At 52.4% G+C, this 14,992-nt stretch carries 18 protein-coding genes; 8 read left to right on the top strand and 10 right to left on the bottom strand.

Annotated elements, in window-relative coordinates:
• The first annotated feature begins 12 nt into the window (after positions 1–12).
• Positions 13–1,350 (top strand): tetratricopeptide repeat protein, encoded by a 1,338-nt coding sequence (locus AAGA79_RS10600; RefSeq protein ID WP_411825773.1) that lies wholly within the window; start codon positions 13–15, stop codon positions 1,348–1,350.
• A gap of 125 nt (positions 1,351–1,475) precedes the next feature.
• On the opposite strand, the gene AAGA79_RS10595 is transcribed toward AAGA79_RS10600, so the two are convergent.
• Positions 1,476–2,876: a cryptochrome/photolyase family protein gene (locus AAGA79_RS10595; protein ID WP_411825772.1), complete on the bottom strand. Its 1,401-nt coding sequence runs from the start codon at positions 2,874–2,876 to the stop codon at positions 1,476–1,478.
• 52 nt (positions 2,877–2,928) lie between these two features.
• Positions 2,929–3,198: a hypothetical protein gene (locus AAGA79_RS10590; protein WP_411825771.1), complete on the bottom strand. Its 270-nt coding sequence runs from the start codon at positions 3,196–3,198 to the stop codon at positions 2,929–2,931.
• A 236-nt stretch (positions 3,199–3,434) separates the two neighbouring features.
• Here AAGA79_RS10590 and AAGA79_RS10585 point away from each other — a divergent pair, with 236 nt between their 5' ends.
• Together AAGA79_RS10585 and rplQ are read left to right on the top strand one after the other, a co-directional pair.
• Positions 3,435–4,517 carry a DNA-directed RNA polymerase subunit alpha gene (locus AAGA79_RS10585; protein ID WP_411825770.1) on the top strand — a complete coding sequence of 361 codons (1,083 nt, stop codon included), beginning with the start codon at positions 3,435–3,437 and terminating at the stop codon, positions 4,515–4,517.
• A gap of 37 nt (positions 4,518–4,554) precedes the next feature.
• Positions 4,555–5,028 (top strand): 50S ribosomal protein L17, encoded by a 474-nt coding sequence (gene rplQ / locus AAGA79_RS10580; RefSeq protein WP_411825769.1) that lies wholly within the window; start codon positions 4,555–4,557, stop codon positions 5,026–5,028.
• A 159-nt stretch (positions 5,029–5,187) separates the two neighbouring features.
• Here rplQ and AAGA79_RS10575 read toward each other — a convergent pair whose 3' ends face one another.
• From AAGA79_RS10575 to AAGA79_RS10560, 4 genes are read right to left on the bottom strand one after another with little or no spacing between them, the layout of a single operon-like run.
• A complete protein-coding gene (locus tag AAGA79_RS10575) occupies positions 5,188–5,481 on the bottom strand; it encodes a hypothetical protein (RefSeq protein ID WP_411825768.1) in 294 nt (97 codons plus the stop codon).
• Positions 5,482–5,496: 15 nt separating this feature from the next.
• Positions 5,497–6,078, bottom strand: coding sequence for an RbsD/FucU domain-containing protein (locus AAGA79_RS10570; RefSeq protein WP_411825767.1), 582 nt, complete (start codon positions 6,076–6,078; stop codon positions 5,497–5,499).
• 57 nt (positions 6,079–6,135) lie between these two features.
• Positions 6,136–6,375: a CDGSH iron-sulfur domain-containing protein gene (locus AAGA79_RS10565; RefSeq protein WP_411825766.1), complete on the bottom strand. Its 240-nt coding sequence runs from the start codon at positions 6,373–6,375 to the stop codon at positions 6,136–6,138.
• 11 nt (positions 6,376–6,386) lie between these two features.
• The gene (locus AAGA79_RS10560; RefSeq protein WP_411825765.1) at positions 6,387–6,578 is read right to left on the bottom strand and encodes a hypothetical protein; all 192 of its coding nucleotides are present in this window, start codon (positions 6,576–6,578) and stop codon (positions 6,387–6,389) included.
• Positions 6,579–6,721: 143 nt separating this feature from the next.
• Between AAGA79_RS10560 and AAGA79_RS10555 the strand changes: the two genes are divergently transcribed.
• The 5 genes from AAGA79_RS10555 to AAGA79_RS10535 all read left to right on the top strand — a co-directional run bounded on the left by AAGA79_RS10555 (position 6,722) and on the right by AAGA79_RS10535 (position 11,859).
• Positions 6,722–7,372 (top strand): HAD family hydrolase, encoded by a 651-nt coding sequence (locus AAGA79_RS10555; protein WP_411825764.1) that lies wholly within the window; start codon positions 6,722–6,724, stop codon positions 7,370–7,372.
• 80 nt (positions 7,373–7,452) lie between these two features.
• Positions 7,453–8,967 carry a thiamine pyrophosphate-binding protein gene (locus AAGA79_RS10550; protein ID WP_411825763.1) on the top strand — a complete coding sequence of 505 codons (1,515 nt, stop codon included), beginning with the start codon at positions 7,453–7,455 and terminating at the stop codon, positions 8,965–8,967.
• A 115-nt stretch (positions 8,968–9,082) separates the two neighbouring features.
• Positions 9,083–9,349, top strand: a complete 267-nt coding sequence (locus tag AAGA79_RS10545) for an HPr family phosphocarrier protein (RefSeq protein WP_411825762.1) — start codon at positions 9,083–9,085, stop codon at positions 9,347–9,349.
• 15 nt (positions 9,350–9,364) lie between these two features.
• On the top strand, positions 9,365–10,459 hold the full coding sequence (gene leuB, locus AAGA79_RS10540; protein ID WP_411825761.1) for a 3-isopropylmalate dehydrogenase: 1,095 nt from the start codon (positions 9,365–9,367) through the stop codon (positions 10,457–10,459).
• On the top strand, positions 10,456–11,859 hold the full coding sequence (locus AAGA79_RS10535; RefSeq protein ID WP_411825760.1) for an efflux transporter outer membrane subunit: 1,404 nt from the start codon (positions 10,456–10,458) through the stop codon (positions 11,857–11,859). The genes leuB and AAGA79_RS10535 overlap by 4 nt, the downstream gene beginning before the upstream one ends.
• A 173-nt stretch (positions 11,860–12,032) precedes the next feature.
• Here the strand turns inward: AAGA79_RS10535 and AAGA79_RS10530 are convergent, their stop codons facing one another.
• The 4 genes from AAGA79_RS10530 to AAGA79_RS10515 are packed head-to-tail and all read right to left on the bottom strand — an operon-like array spanning position 12,033 to position 14,974.
• A complete protein-coding gene (locus tag AAGA79_RS10530) occupies positions 12,033–12,455 on the bottom strand; it encodes a Fur family transcriptional regulator (RefSeq protein WP_411825759.1) in 423 nt (140 codons plus the stop codon).
• Positions 12,456–12,469: 14 nt separating this feature from the next.
• The gene (gene ruvB, locus AAGA79_RS10525; RefSeq protein WP_411825758.1) at positions 12,470–13,501 is read right to left on the bottom strand and encodes a Holliday junction branch migration DNA helicase RuvB; all 1,032 of its coding nucleotides are present in this window, start codon (positions 13,499–13,501) and stop codon (positions 12,470–12,472) included.
• A 35-nt stretch (positions 13,502–13,536) separates the two neighbouring features.
• Positions 13,537–14,313, bottom strand: a complete 777-nt coding sequence (locus tag AAGA79_RS10520; protein WP_411825757.1) for a thiazole synthase — start codon at positions 14,311–14,313, stop codon at positions 13,537–13,539.
• A 49-nt stretch (positions 14,314–14,362) separates the two neighbouring features.
• Positions 14,363–14,974 carry an HAD family hydrolase gene (locus tag AAGA79_RS10515; protein ID WP_411825756.1) on the bottom strand — a complete coding sequence of 204 codons (612 nt, stop codon included), beginning with the start codon at positions 14,972–14,974 and terminating at the stop codon, positions 14,363–14,365.
• Positions 14,975–14,992 lie beyond the last annotated feature (18 nt).

Genomic DNA, 14,992 nt, shown 5'->3' with positions numbered 1-14,992 from the left:
TTTCCTGATCAAATGAATAAGGTGCTACTTGCAGTAATCCTGGCAACTAGTGCTATGGAGGCGGGTGCGGATCCCTTGGTGGATTTCACCTTCGGAGTGATTCATGAGCTTAGAAATGAGCAAGAGCTGGCCGGGGAATTCTACGAGAAGGCCTACCTAGCTGATCCTACCAGTCTGCCGCTGGTGCGGATGGAAACGCAGCGGCTTTTAAGTGTGGGTGACCGGGCAGCCGCAATTGATGCTTATAAGCTTTTGATCGAGGCTCGCCCTGATGATCCTCTGATCAATATCGAATTCGGGGATTTTATGGGTAGTGTGGCCCGTGGAGATACAATGGCTCTGCAGCTTCAGGAAAAAGCATACAGGAAGGTGCTGGAGGTATACCCGGGGGACTATATGCCTATTGAGCGCCTAATTCGTCTTGCCCGCGAACAAAGGAATGATGGGAAGGCGAGGAGTCTCCTGGAGGAGCTACAACTCGATCGGCCTGAGAGTATCCTTTACTATATGGCTACTACGAAAAGTCTGTATGATAATCAAGATGCCGAAGCTGCGGAACGAGTGGACAGGGTTCTGGAGAATGGGATGGATGATCACCCGGAGGCTGCGGATCTGGCGAGGGAGGCGAGTGACCATTTCAGGGAAACCGGAAGAAAGAAACATGCTATTGAGTTGCTTCAAGCTCATGTGGATGCTGCTCCGTCTTCACTGGATCTGAAGGTGAGGCTGGGGATCCTGATGTTCACCGCAGGGCGTAATCAGGAAGGAGTGGAAATTCTAAAAGAGGTGCTCAGTATCCATCCCGGGAAAGTTTCGGCGCACGTGGCAATGACCAAATACTACCGCATCAATGGCATGGCGGGGGAAGCGAGGAGTCATTCTGTGGAACTTTTGAAAATTCGAGGCGGAAGTCCGAGCGAGTTTATCGAGTTGGCAGAAGAATTGATGAATGACAGTGAGTTCCGTGAGGCTCGATTGCTACTGGAGAAAGCGGTATTCGACCATGAGGACGATGCTGGTCTTTATATGAAGCTGGCGATGGCGACTGCACGTGATCCGGAAACAAAATCAACGGCAGGACGTATGTTCCGTGAAGCGGAGAAATTACTGGAAATAGGTGGAGAAATGGAGCCTGGATTTATGCTGGATTCAGCGAATCAATTGTTGGCACAGGGTGAGACCAAGGCGGCCGAGGATAGGTTAAGGACAGCTATCAGGATGTTCCCCAAAGAGGCAAAGAACGAAACCGCAGCCGCTTTGCGGGCACTGGCAGGGATATGGATCAGTGAAGGGAAAAATGAGAATGCAGCGAAGGCGTTGATTCAGCGGGCGGAAGCTCTGGAGAAGTAGCGATAGCGCTTTGCGTTCTCGCGCTTACCTTTGGTTTTCGATGAGAGACCGATGCATTGCGACCAGCAATTTGTCGCACAAATACCGCCGCAATATCATCCACCAATCAGCGATGGACTTCCAAGTCAGTTACCTTTGTGTTTTTTGAAGATTTTGAGCGTGTTTTCCCGCTCTTGTTTATGATCCACGCAGGGAGGAAAGTAGTCTGGAGCTAGCTTTTCTCCGGTCGGAGGTGGTGACTGGAATTTTTTCGGATCAATATCCCGGAGTTCGGGAATCCATTTTTTGACATACCGGCCGTGGGGATCATATCTTGCGGTCTGTGTCCACGGATTCTGTATTCTAAAATAAGGGGCAGCATCCGCACCAGTTCCAGCGGACCATTGCCAGCCTCCATTGTTGGAGGCTATTTCGCCATCGTTGAGATGCTGCATGAAGTGTGATTCTCCGAGTTTCCAATCGATATGCAGATCCTTTGTCAGAAACATGGCGGTGATCATACGGACGCGGTTGTGCATAAAACCTGTTTTCAAAAGCTGTCGCATACCGGCGTCCACGATCGGAAATCCTGTTTCACCGAGTTTCCACTTTTCGAATTTCTCCCCCGGAGTCTCCCAAGGTAGGCCCCTCCAATCAGCGTTAAACTCTTCGTGTAAGACGTCTGGAAAGTGGTGAAGGATCGCGAAATAGAATTCCCGCCATGCGAGTTCCTTGATGTAGGTTTCGATGGAACTGCGGGGACCGCCGCGAGAGTTCTTCAGTTCTTCGGAAATCTTCTTATATAGGGTCCGGATTGAAATAAGTCCGAAGCGTAGGTCTTGGGAGACTCTGGAAGTGGCTTCCTCCCCCGGAAGATCGCGCAGGTCCGAATAATCCCGTATGATCCCGGAGACGGCCGCATTCATGCGTTTTCGCGCTGCTTTTTCGCCGGGTTCCGGTAGATCTGCTTTGGATTCCGGAAGATCCCACGTAGTCAAGGTTGGTAGATCCTCCGAGGATAGCCCGCCGGGGGTGTTCAATTCTCCTGCTTTGGGTAGGGGACTGGGCTTGTCCAAGGATAGCCAATTTTTGGAATAAGGCGTGAAAACTTTATAAGGTTTCTCTGATTGAGTATAGATTTCTTCCGGGCCGTGGAGCGCCACATCGTCATGGCCGAAACAATCGATCTGCAACTCCGCGCAGAGGGTCTCCAGTTCTTCTTCGGTCTTTTTTCCGAATGGATCGGGATCTCGATTGAAATAGATCGCACGGCAATCGGTTTCCTGGATGAGTCTTTTTAGTTCCTGAATAGCTCCACCTCTGCGAATTAACAATTTTCCCCGGATGGTCCCAATATTCTTAGAGAGGGATTCCAGGCAGCCGCAAAGGAACTGCTGGCGGTTTGGTCCGGTCCAGGAGTGCTGTCCTTTCCAATCGCTCAGAATGTAGACCGGGATTACCGGGATGCCGGCGAGGGATGCGTGGTGGAGGGCAGAGTTGTCAGTGATACGTAGGTCACGGCGGAACCAGTGGATGACAGAAGGCATTCGTAATTGAAGCACGGATTTCCCGGGAGGAAACTGGAAACCGGGACCTGTCTTATGGGACTTTTTTCAGAAGAGCCTCGGCCTTGGATATAGTGGAAGCGGAAAGCATTCTATTTACGCGCCTTCCACCTTCCAGAATAGGTATCAGCTTTTTCAGAATATCTTCTGCCGCATCCAGCGAGAGCTGTGCGCCTCCGTACTTCTTATCGGGAAAGTATTTGGTAAAGGTGGTGCCTCCACGGCTAATGCAGAGCCGCCAACCTTCAAACGCGGCGTTTTCATACGTGAATCGCGTAAGGTTCTTTTTTGAATTCATCATCATACAGAAAGTTGGAGTGCGGGTTTTGGGGACGTCTCTTTGGGCCCAAGAAGCATTTTTGAAGCCCGTTTCGAAAAAAAACGGTTTATAACCACGGTTTTTGGCGAAAAAACATTGCAAGAACCGCCTGAAAGCATTTTCTTCGCGCCCCGCGAGTAATCTGTGAAAAACAGCCGTCGGTCCTCTGGGTGAGTCATCACCCCGCTCGCGAGAGGGAAACCCGGCAAACAAACAAACATATGTCAGCTACCACACTTGCTCGTTTCGAGCTTCCGAACCGCCTCGTTAGAAACGAGGAGACCGCCTCAGATACCTATGCGCAATTCGTCGCAGAGCCTTTCGAGCGCGGATACGGCCACACAATCGGCAACTCACTCCGCCGCGTTTTGCTTTCCTCTCTTGAGGGTGCATCCATCACTTCGGTGAAAATCGCCGGTGTTCAACACGAATTCTCCAGCCTCGCAGGCGTAGTGGAAGATGTTACAGACATCGTCCTCAACCTCAAGAAGGTGAAATTCGCCCACAACGACAAGGAGCCGCGCATCCTTTCCATCGATGTTGAGAAAGACGGTGTTATCACCGCTGGCGACATCAAGGACGACAACATTTATTCCGTAGTCAATAAGGACCAGGTTATCTGCACACTCGATAAGAAGGTGAAGTTCAACTGTGAGTTCGAAGTTCGCGTAGGCCGCGGCTTCTTCACTGGCGACGAAAACAAGCGCAAGGACCAACCAATCGGCGTGATCGCGATTGATTCCATCTTCTCACCTGTTACCCGCGTCAAATACAGCGTGGACACCACACGTGTTGGTCAGATGACCGACTATGATAAACTTACACTCGACGTTTGGACAGACGGCCGCATCAGCCCGCAGGACGCGGTTCTCCAGGCATCGGCTATTCTCCGTCATCACCTCGACGTATTCGTCAACTACGACGAAAACGCAGTGGACTTCGAAGAAGCACCGGCAGAGTCCAGTGAAGAGAACGCAGCTCTCAAGAAGCTTCTCAACATGTCCGTCAACGAGATCGAGCTTTCCGTCCGCGCGGCAAACTGCCTCAACAACGCGAACATCACTTCTGTTGGTCAGCTGGCCATGAAATCAGAAGCTGAGATGCTCAAATACCGTAACTTCGGTAAGAAGTCTCTCAACGAGATCAAGGACAAGCTCGTGGAGCTCGGCCTCGGTCTTGGCATGTCTTTCGAACCTTCCCTTCTTGCAGGTGGCTCCATCGCCTCCCGCGGACCACGCCTTGGCGCGGAAGACGAAGCACCAGTCGGTCTTGCAGACCTCATCGCCCAGAACCTGGACGACTAATTTAATAAATATTCAAAACAACTAACGTAAGCCACCGATGAGACATCGCCGCAACACCACTAAGCTTAAACGCAACACCGCCCACCGCAAATCACTGCTTGCAAACCTTGCATGCAGCCTGATCGAGCACGGCAGAATCAGAACCACTTTCGGAAAAGCCAAGGCCCTGCGCCCTGTTGCTGAGAAACTGGTTACACAAGCAAAGCGCAACGACCTGCATTCACGTCGTCTTGCTATCGCATTCCTACGTCAGAAAGATGCGGTGACAAAGCTTTTCGATGAAGTAGCTCCGAACGCAGGTGACCGCCCAGGTGGTTACTGCCGTATCACAAAACTCGGCCAACGTATGACCGACGCAGCTCCGATGGCTATCATCGAGTGGGTCGATCTTCCAGAGCTTGATGCTGATGAACTTGAAGCAATTGCCGCTGAGGAGACTCCAGCTGCAGAAGAAAAGCCTGCAAAAAAGGCTGACAAGAAAGAAGAGACTGCCGCAGCTGACGCTGAGTAAGCCTTCTATTTCTTAGAAATTACCTTCAGCCCTCTCACGGAAACGTGAGGGGGCTTTTTGCGTGAGGGGGAAATGTCATTTCCAACAAAAGGAAACGCCACCGTCACATGGTGTGTGAGGTGGCGGTAAATTTTTTAGTAATAGGGGAGGGCGGAGGCCCTACTTCTTTAACTTACGGACGATCTGTTTTTTGAAAAGAGGCAGATATTCATTCTCGATGTGATTGTGGGCAGCTGCCAAGCCCTCGGAACGATAAACATTCCCGATGATGGCCTCAACGCTGGTAGGGTTTCCGAAGGCGCTGAGGAATTCATTGGAGGTGAGATGCGTGAACCACACACCATCCATGCATCCACGCTCTTTCAAGACGTATTCCCTAGCGTAGAGTGCCAATACTGCATCGCCGATCCAGGCGGCTTCACGTTCGATTTTCAGAGCTTCATTGCGAGTCACGCAAGGAGCTTGGTGCTACGGAACGGCAGGTGCGAGTTTTTCCGCGCTTTGATTGCGAATCTTTTCGCGCAGACGGTCCTCTGACTCCGCATCCCAATATCCGGGCTGGAGTTCCATGAATACAGAGCTGTATGGGAGGGCCGTAGGAGTGCGGATTACGAGGACATTGAAACGTTCGTTGACGGATTCGATGAGGGTGATGAGCGATTGTTGTTCCAGCTCGGTCGGCTCATAAGCGTGCAGCGATGTGAGAATGCTTTTCCTAAGCTCTTCAATCCCGGGAGCAAAGTCGTTTTCCACTGATCTGACTTCTCTGGTAAGATATATCCGGGGGCGGACGTGTTGATTTTCCTCGAGGCAGTTTAAAACATAGTCAACTACTTCAGGAACTTCTGCCTCTGTGCTGATTTGTTGGATCCCGGGTTTATTATGAGCGGGAAACGAGGCTTCAGCTATGACGATCCAGTTTCTATATCCAAGCTGGTCGACCTGCTTATCTACGGTGACATGCCAATCTTCCGGCTCTGCAGTGTAGGTGCAGCTACCAAGTATCAATCCGAATAGGGCAGACGGGAATATGGAGCTAAGGATTTTCATGATGTGTAGTGAGGGCGGCCACACTTCGGTATTTGCTCTGGTGGAGAAGCTTGAATTCTACAACTGCCTATGGGAGCCGTCGCAGAATGGTGGGTTTTTAGTAGCCTTGCACTGGCAAAGGCTAACAGTAGTTTTCTCGGTAATTTCCATTTTTTTGGGCTGAAGGCCTGTGCCTTTGTGAGAGCCGTCGCAAAAGGGAGCGTGACTGGTTTTGCCGCAGCTGCACCACCAGTAGGTGCCTGGTTCTAGCTCTGCGCGAAGTGGCTGGGTATCGGTGGGGATAGGTTCTTCAGCCATTTCAGTGAAACTTATTTATCAGATGAATTGCTCTCAATGCTAGCCACGATTTCGTGGGCCGAGTGCTTGGGACCAGTGGAAGACTGGAGGGATGAACGGGTCTGGGAAGGATAACGTTCGGAAGGAACCTGATGAAGGTAGGTGGCACCAAGCCAAGCTAGCAAAATGGCGGAAGAGGCTCCGATGAATTTTTTTAGGTTCATTATGTGAGATATTTGGGAGGTAAAGCGCAGGGCTTATGCCAAGTCGTATAACAATTGCCAATAAAAAAGAAAAGTACTGATATTCAACGAGCCTGAAATAATTGAGCCTTGCGACTTGATGTGTTTTGGATCATCGAAAAGACATGTTACCGAAAGCTGTATTGTTCGATTTTGATGGGATCTTGGTCGATACCGAGGGTGCGATCTTTGAGGCTTGGAAACGGACTTTCGAGCGTCACGGAAAGGAGCTCTCACTGGACCTTTATACAAAGTGTATAGGTTCCGACTTCGATGCCTGGTCTCCAAAGGTGCATCTCGAGGAGCTCACATCACTGCAATTTGACTGGCTGGAGATGGACGAAGCCAGGCAGGTGGAAATTCGTGCGGCGCTGGAAGAGTATGGTCCAATTGAAGGCGTAATTGATCTTCTGGAAGAAATCCAAAGCCGTGGTATTCCGATGGCGGTGGTTTCGAGTTCCGCTCATCCGTGGGTTGATGGGTGGTTGGATAAGCTTGGATTGAGGCGTTTTTTTGATCACGTCATCTGCAAGGGTGATGCGCCGAGAATCAAGCCTGCTCCGGATCTATATTTGGCTGGTGCGAAGGTGGTGGGCATGGAGCCCGAAGGCTGCCTCGTTTTTGAAGATTCGCTCAATGGGTTAAACGCTGCCATTGCGGCAGGAATGAAGGCTTGGATTGTTCCTAACCGCGTGACTGCGGGATTAGATTTCTCCCAGGCGGCAAAGGTTTTACCCAGCTTCACGGCTGCACGCGATGAGTTGTTCAAGTGCTGAGTTTTCCGATGGATGGATTTCTTGGGCGGGGTGAGGCCTTGTTTCATTGCAATACCTGCGGCTGAGGATAGAGCTTGGTTGTGAATAATTGGGATGTGGCGATTAAGGTTTTGGCGGGGCTTCTAAAGTCCGGCGTTACAGAGTTTGTGGTTTGTGGCGGGGCTAGAAATGCGATCCTGCTCGAGGTTCTTTCAAGGTTGGAGGCAGAGGGGAAGGTGCGTGTCTGGAGTCATTTCGAGGAGAGATCCGCAGGATTTTTTGCCCTTGGGAGAACTGTCTTCACCGGTAAGCCTTGCGGTGTTGTGGTGACCAGCGGGACGGCGGTTGCCGAGCTTTTGCCGGCGGTGATCGAGGGTTATTATCAGGCGAGGCCACTCGTTCTTGTGACAGCGGATCGGCCGGAGGCGTTTCGTGGGAGTGGTGCTCCGCAAGCAGTCGAGCAGGTGGGGATATTTGCTGAATACGCGTCTCTCGATCCCCATAAATGGGATGGTAAGGGTCCTCTGCATTTGAATGTAGAGCTGGAAGAGGAGCTGGACTCCGGAGATGCGGGTTTGCCGGGGATGGAGGTGGGTGATTTCAGTCTGAACTATGGAAGGCCAAATGTAGGTGGCTTCGCTAAATGGTTGAGAGAGCCAACGCTGCGGGGCTTGGTGGTGATGATCGGAGATCTTGAGCCGGATGAGCAGGAGGAGGTCTATCATTTCTGCGAAGCTCTTGCCGTGCCCGTTCTTGCGGAAGGGGGGAGCGGATTGCGCGAGGCGTTGCAACATTTGATGATCATTGATGCGGACGATGTGCTTGCAAAAAATCCTCCATCCAAGGTTTTACGGCTAGGCGGTGTGCCGAGTGGCCGGTTCTGGAGGGATCTCGAGGATCTACCGAAGGTAGGGGTATGGTCGATCTGTAGGAACGGAATGCGTGGTCTGGGACGGGATGCTGATGTCCTCCAAGGATCGCTGGCGCGGATTCTTCCAGCGCTAGGGGATGTGGATGAGATCGGGGACATGAACGAGCTACTTGTGGGAGCAGAGGGGCGTGGGCAGCGGATTGAGGAAATGCTAGAAGCTAGTCCTGACAGTGAGGCGGGATGGATGAGGACGCTTTCCGTTTATGCAGCGATCGGTTCGAGCGTATATCTTGGAAATAGTTTGCCTATCCGGGAATGGAATCGCTACGCACAATGGGAGCGCCCCGTGCACCGGGTGCGCGCGAACCGGGGAGCGAACGGTATCGATGGCCAGATCAGTAGTTGGCTTGGATCCAGTGCGGAGGAAGAGGATGCCTGGGGAATATTCGGGGATCTCACCGCGCTCTACGATTTTGCGGGTCTAAAGATGCTTGATCAAGTGGTGGGCAAGGGCCGTGTGATGGTGGTAATCAACAACGGTGGTGGTCAGATTTTTTCAAAGATACCACGCCTCGAGAAAATGTCCGACAAGGCGAAAGAATGGATGGCCGCCCAGGCAGAGGTTGATTTCGAAGGGTTCGCCAAAGCCTGGGGAATGAACTTCATCAGGGTAACGCGTGCCGATGAGTTCGATGGAATAGAGGAATCCGATGTGGTGACACTGATAGAGGTAGTGATTAGATGAATACTTTCCGCCAGTGATATGAGGTCGAATCATTGAGGATTCGAAGTTCACTGAAATTTAACCTTGGAGGTATCGGGTTTAATTTCCTAGCCTCTCTGACCGAGACTCATCCATTATGCCGCAAAAAGACTTAACAATCCTCAACAAGCTTGGAATTCATGCCCGCCCGGCGGCTCAATTCGTAAAATTGGCCAATAAATACCAATCCCACATCACTGTAGAGAAAGATGGGGAGGAAGTGGACGGTAAGAGTATCATGGGCTTGATGATGTTAGCGGCAGGACACGGATCGACCATCGTCGTGAAGGCGGAGGGTGAAGATGAGAACGAGGCGCTGGCAGCGCTTGCTGACCTCGTGGCGAGGAAGTTCGAGGAGGAGTGATACAGTTTTAAGTTTATGTCGAAAATTACGATTCTATCCGGAGACGGAATTGGTCCGGAAGTGATGGTTCAGGCACTGCGTGTGCTTGATGCAGTGGAGGAAAAGTTTGGATTCAAAGTTGAGCGCTCCGAGCATTTGGTCGGTGGCGCGGCGATCGACGATGGTGGCCATCCGCTGCCGGATGAAACCGTGAAGGCCAGTGAGGCCGCTGATGCGATCCTTTTCGGCTCCGTTGGAGGTCCAAAATGGGAGAACCTTCCACCTGATATTCAGCCGGAACGTGGAGCTTTGCTTCCTATCCGGAAGCATTTCGGGCTCTATGCAAATCTCCGCCCGGGAGTCTGTCTCCCTGCACTTACAGATGCATCACCTGTGAAACAGGAGCTCATTGCCGATGGTTTTGATGTACTTTGTGTGCGTGAGCTCACTGGTGGTATTTACTTCGGTGCGCCCAAGGGCCGGCACGAGGAAGACGGTGAAATCGTCGCCCTTGATACGATGATCTACAAGAAGAGCGAGATCGAGCGGATCGCGCGGATTGCTTTCACAGCAGCTATGGGCCGTCAGAAGCGCCTTCTTTCAGTGGATAAGGCAAATGTTCTGGCATCGTCCGTTCTCTGGCGTGAAACCGTAATCGAGATTTCCAAGGAGTATCCTGAAGTGGAGCTTGAGCACATGTATGTGGACAATGCCGCGATGCAGTTGATCCGCAGACCTGGTTCCTTTGATGTTTTGGTCACTGAAAACCTTTTTGGAGATATCCTTTCCGATGAAATGGCGATGATCTCCGGTTCGCTGGGTATGTTGCCATCTGCTTCGCTCGGTAAACAGAAGGATGACGGTCTCTACTTCGGTCTTTACGAGCCGTCAGGTGGATCCGCACCGGATATCGCAGGGCAGGGTATTGCAAACCCGATTGCTCAGATTCTTTCCCTCTCCATGCTTCTAAGGTTCTCCCTTGGGAAGATCGAAGCTGCCGATGCGGTTGCTGATGCGGTTGCAAAGGCAATTGCCGATGGCTTCCGGACCGGTGACATTGCCACAGGCAAAGCCGGGGAGAAAAAGGTTGGCACTTCCGAAATGGGAGATGCGGTCATTGAAAGGCTGTGAAACAAAAAGACTCCAAACCCAATATTTATTTTTCAAGCTCACTGCGGATCGCTGCTGTGAGCTTGTTGCTTTACGGTTGCGGTCTCCAGGCACCTACGGAGTATCTGGAAATTCGTAGTCCGGGAACTTGGGCTTCCGCATCGAGCGGAACCGAAGGGCAGATTTCCACAGGATGGTTGAACGAGTTCAGCGATAGCAGGCTGAAAAAGAACGTATATCTGGCACTGGAGAATAACCGTTCACTTAAAGTCGCGGCTGCAAGACTACGGGAAGCAAAACAAGATACGATTATTACACGTGCGGGCAGGCTGCCGAGTGCGAATCTGGGAGCGGATGGTCGGATTTCCGATGGATCCGATATCGCCCGTGTGCAGAGCTACAGTGCGACGCTTGGTGCTTCCTGGGAGCCTGATTTATGGGGGCGCCTACGTGATCTTACGCAGGCGGCAGAGGCGGATGAGCGGGTGGCCGTGGAAGATTTCCGCGCAGCAAGACTGTCGTTGGCCGTCAGCGCGGCCAGGGCTTACACGAATCTTGTTTCCGCACAGCAGGAAGTCGCTCTTGCGGAATTTACCCTGAATTCCTTTAGGAAAAACCTTCAGATCGTTGAGAGGACTTATAAGGCAACTGGGGAAGGTGCGCTGGATGTGCAGTTTGCCAGGACCAACGTCTCTTCCACCGAGAGGAGTCTGGAGGCAAGGATTCTGGATCGGGACGATGCGGCAAGAACCCTTGAGGTCCTACAGGGACAATATCCGGTAGGGCTGGTACGCGGAAATACCGAACTACCTGATTTGCCGGAGAGAGTTCCAGCGGGTATTCCAGCTGATTTGGTGGAGCGGAGATCTGATCTAGCGGCTGCGAGAGCGAGCCTATTTGCCTCTGCAAAACGGGCGGATGCGGCGCGAAAGAGTTTGTTGCCTGATTTTTCGCTAACAGGTTCCAGTGGGGCGACTAGCGGGAGATTTTCCGAATTATTGGACATCGATTTACTGGTCTCACGAATTACTGGTTCTGTAGATCAGGTTCTGTTCGACGGTGGGGCCACAGAAGCAAATGCCCGGGCGAATCTCGAGGCGAACAACCGCTTCATCAATCAGTATGCCCAGCTTGCACTTGAAGCTTTTCAGGAGGTCGAGGCGACTTTGGCCGCAGACACTTCATTGGCACGGCAGGAGGAGTTCTTGGAGCAAGAGGTAGAGGCGGCTGTGCTTGCTGAAAACCAGGCGGAACGGGACTATGCGGAAGGGATCAATACGAATATTCTTTCCGTTCTGGAGGCACAGCGTCGTGCGAACAATGCACGTGCGGGGATTATCCGCCTGCGAAATCAACGGTTACAAAACAGGTTTGATCTACACCTTGCTCTTGGCGGCGATTATAAGACAGCTGCCAAGTAGTAGCCTGAGAACTGTCTTTTGAGCCTAAGTTTTCCCTACGACGGGGCACTGTCGAGGTGCATAGGTTTCAGAATACTACCAATTCCCCTAAGCTGTGAAATATGCTCTTCTGCTTCAGCATCGAGAATTCGACGGTCTTTTTTTGACCAGATAGTTTTCGAAGCGGGTAGCAATTAGACGCACTGCGGGCAGGTGCCGAAGAATTCCAGCTCGTGATAAAGGCCCTTGTAGCCGGTTTTTTCACGAATTTCATCTTCCAGCTCGTGGACCGGGCATGGGGCCTTTACTGCATCGATTTTTCCACATCCGGTACAGATCAGATAATCACTGTGCTTTCCGGGCTGCAGGAGGGTGAAATAGGCAGCGCGCTCATGTAGTCCAAGGCGGCGGATTACGGCATGATCCGTGAGGCGCTGAAGAAGTCGGTATACGGTGGCTTTGTCGCATTGCACGGAGAGACGTGGCGATGATGCAAGTTCGGCGAGGGTCATCGGTCGATCTCCTTCGATGAGAGTGGCTATGAGTTCCTCAAGGGCTTTCGTGCGGCGTAGGCCGAGCTCGCGGCAACGGGCGATGGTTTGATTCAGGAGATCCATTTTCAAAGTGTATGTTACAGTAGTTTTTGCTGTGGGTCTGCCGGTTTTTCTGGAGGCAATGGTGCGCCGATCTTTGTATAGGCGGCAGGCATTGCTACGCGGCCGCGCGGAGTGCGCTGGACGAAGCCTTGCATGATGAGAAATGGTTCGTGGACTTCCTCAAGAGTAGCTGCGTCTTCACCACAGGCCACTGCCAGAGAGTTCAGGCCGACGGGGCCACCTCCGAATTTATAAATCATGGCTTCGAGCAGGCGTTTGTCCATTTCGTCGAGTCCGTCGGAATCGATTTCGATCATGGCGAGTGCATCCGAAGCATGTTTCTGATCGATCAGGCCTTTTCCGCGGACCTGTGCGAAGTCGCGGACCCATCGGAGGAGTGCGTTGGCAACGCGGGGGGTGCCGCGGGAGCGGGCTGCAATTTCGAGGGCTCCGGGACGCTCGATATCGGCTTCAAGAAGGCCGGCGGAGCGCTCGATGATATCAGCTAGTTCTTCCCGATTGTAGTAGTCCAGACGATTGATGAGGCCGAAACGAGAGCGCAATGGAGCTGTGAGCATTCCGGAGCGGGTGGTGGCGCCCACGAGGGTGAATCTGGGTAGATTGATCTGGATGGAGCGGGCGGATGGGCCGGAATCGATGATGATATCCAGCCTGTAATCCTCCATGGCGGGGTAAAGGTATTCCTCGATAGCTGGATGGAGGCGGTGAATCTCATCAATGAAGAGAATGTCGCCTTTTTGAATATTTGTAAGGATGCCCGCGAGGTCTCCCGCTTTTTCGATCTGGGGGCCTGATGTGGTGTGCATCTGGGTGCCTGCGGCGTCTGCGATGAGGTTTGCCAAGGTGGTCTTACCAAGCCCGGGTGGGCCGGAGAGTAATACGTGGTCCAGCACATCGCCGCGCTGCTTGGCGGCCTCCAGCATTAGTAGGACGCGTTCCTTTACCTTTTCCTGGCCGATGAATTCGGAAAATACGGGTGGGCGCAGGGAGACATCGAAGGAGGTTTCGGGTGCTTCGGTGGTTTGCTGGTAAAAGTTTTCGGGCATCTGGCAGTATTTTACTGGGTAGTGCAGCAGCGGCTCTACACTTCGCTAAGAAATGCGGTGAGCGGGCTGGTGGGATGCGCTGTTTCAGAAGGTTGGGGTAAGCCAAGCTCGTAGGCTGTGCGGCCTGCTTCCACTGCCTGCTTGAATGCGGTGGCCATCCTTACAGGGTCCGAGGCGATGGCGATGGCGGTGTTTACCAAAACTGCGTCCGCTCCTAGCTCCATGGCCTGTGCCGCGTGTGAGGGTGCGCCGATCCCGGCGTCCACCACGACGGGGACTGTGGCTTGGGCGATGATGATTTCAATCTGGTCTCTGGTGGTGAGGCCTTTGTTGGAGCCGATGGGTGAGCCAAGTGGCATGACAGTGGCGCAGCCTGCTTCCTGAAGGCGTTTCGCGAGAACCGGGTCCGCATTGATATACGGGAGCACGGTGAAACCCTCTTTTACAAGGATTTCAGCGGCTTTGAGAGTCTCGATGGGATCTGGAAGCAGGTAGGTAGGATCCGGATGGATTTCGAGTTTGATCCACTTCGGCAGGCCGGCGGAGTGGGCGAGTCGTGCGAGACGGACTGCTTCTTCGGCATTCATCGCACCGCTGGTATTGGCGAGGAGCAGGTATTTTTCAGGATCGACGAAATCGAGGATATTGGCGAATTGATCGCCTTTACCTGTAAGATCCGCGCGGCGGAGCGCTACAGTTACAATCTGGGTTTCAGAGGCGATGAGTGCATCGCGCATGGATTCGTTGGAAGAGAATTTCCCGGTGCCAAGGAAGAGGCGGGAGGAGAAGGTGCGATTTGCAATTTGGAGCATGTTGAGGTGTGGAAAGTGCCGGGAGGTTCAGAGAGTAACGTCCGTGATCCTATTTGTTTTCGGTGGAAGGTAGGTTTTCTGAAAGCCAATCTTCGAAAGCCTGATGGTCGTTAATGTCGTAGTGGTGGGTTTGGAAGCCCATCTGGTAACCTGTTTGGACGTTTTTCTCCATATCGTCGATATAGAATGTCTCCGATGTATGGAGGGCGTATTTATCTATCGCGTGCTGGTAGATGCTTTCCTGAGGTTTGATGGATTTTGCCTCGAAGGAGAGGACCGCGTGGCGGAAAATTTCGAACTGCGGGAATTCCTCGAAAATCCAAGGGGCGTGGATCGCATTTATATTGGAGAAGAGGATGAGACGGTGGCCCTGATCACTTAGTTGGCGGACGTTCTGCCACATTGCCTGGTTCGGAGTAAAAATGTTTTGCCACGCCTGATGGAATTCGGCGGGTGTAGCGTCGGACTCCAGGATTCCCAATGCCCAGGTGGTGAAGTCCTCTACGCTGATTTCTCCGGTTTCGAAGCTATCTTTCCTTTCCAGAAGTTTCCCGATGGTGGCTTGAGGGTTGGGATGATCAGGTGGGAGCAATGTGCTGAGGGATTTCTCGAAGTCGAAGGCTAGGAGAACGTTTCCGATGTCGAAGAGGAAGTCGGCCATGATGATGGATGTTAAATT

It is taken from the genome of Luteolibacter sp. AS25, assembly GCF_046736275.1.
Lineage (GTDB): Bacteria > Verrucomicrobiota > Verrucomicrobiia > Verrucomicrobiales > Akkermansiaceae > Luteolibacter.
Note: the sequence above shows the minus strand (reverse complement) of the source record. Positions and strands in the feature narration are given on the sequence as shown.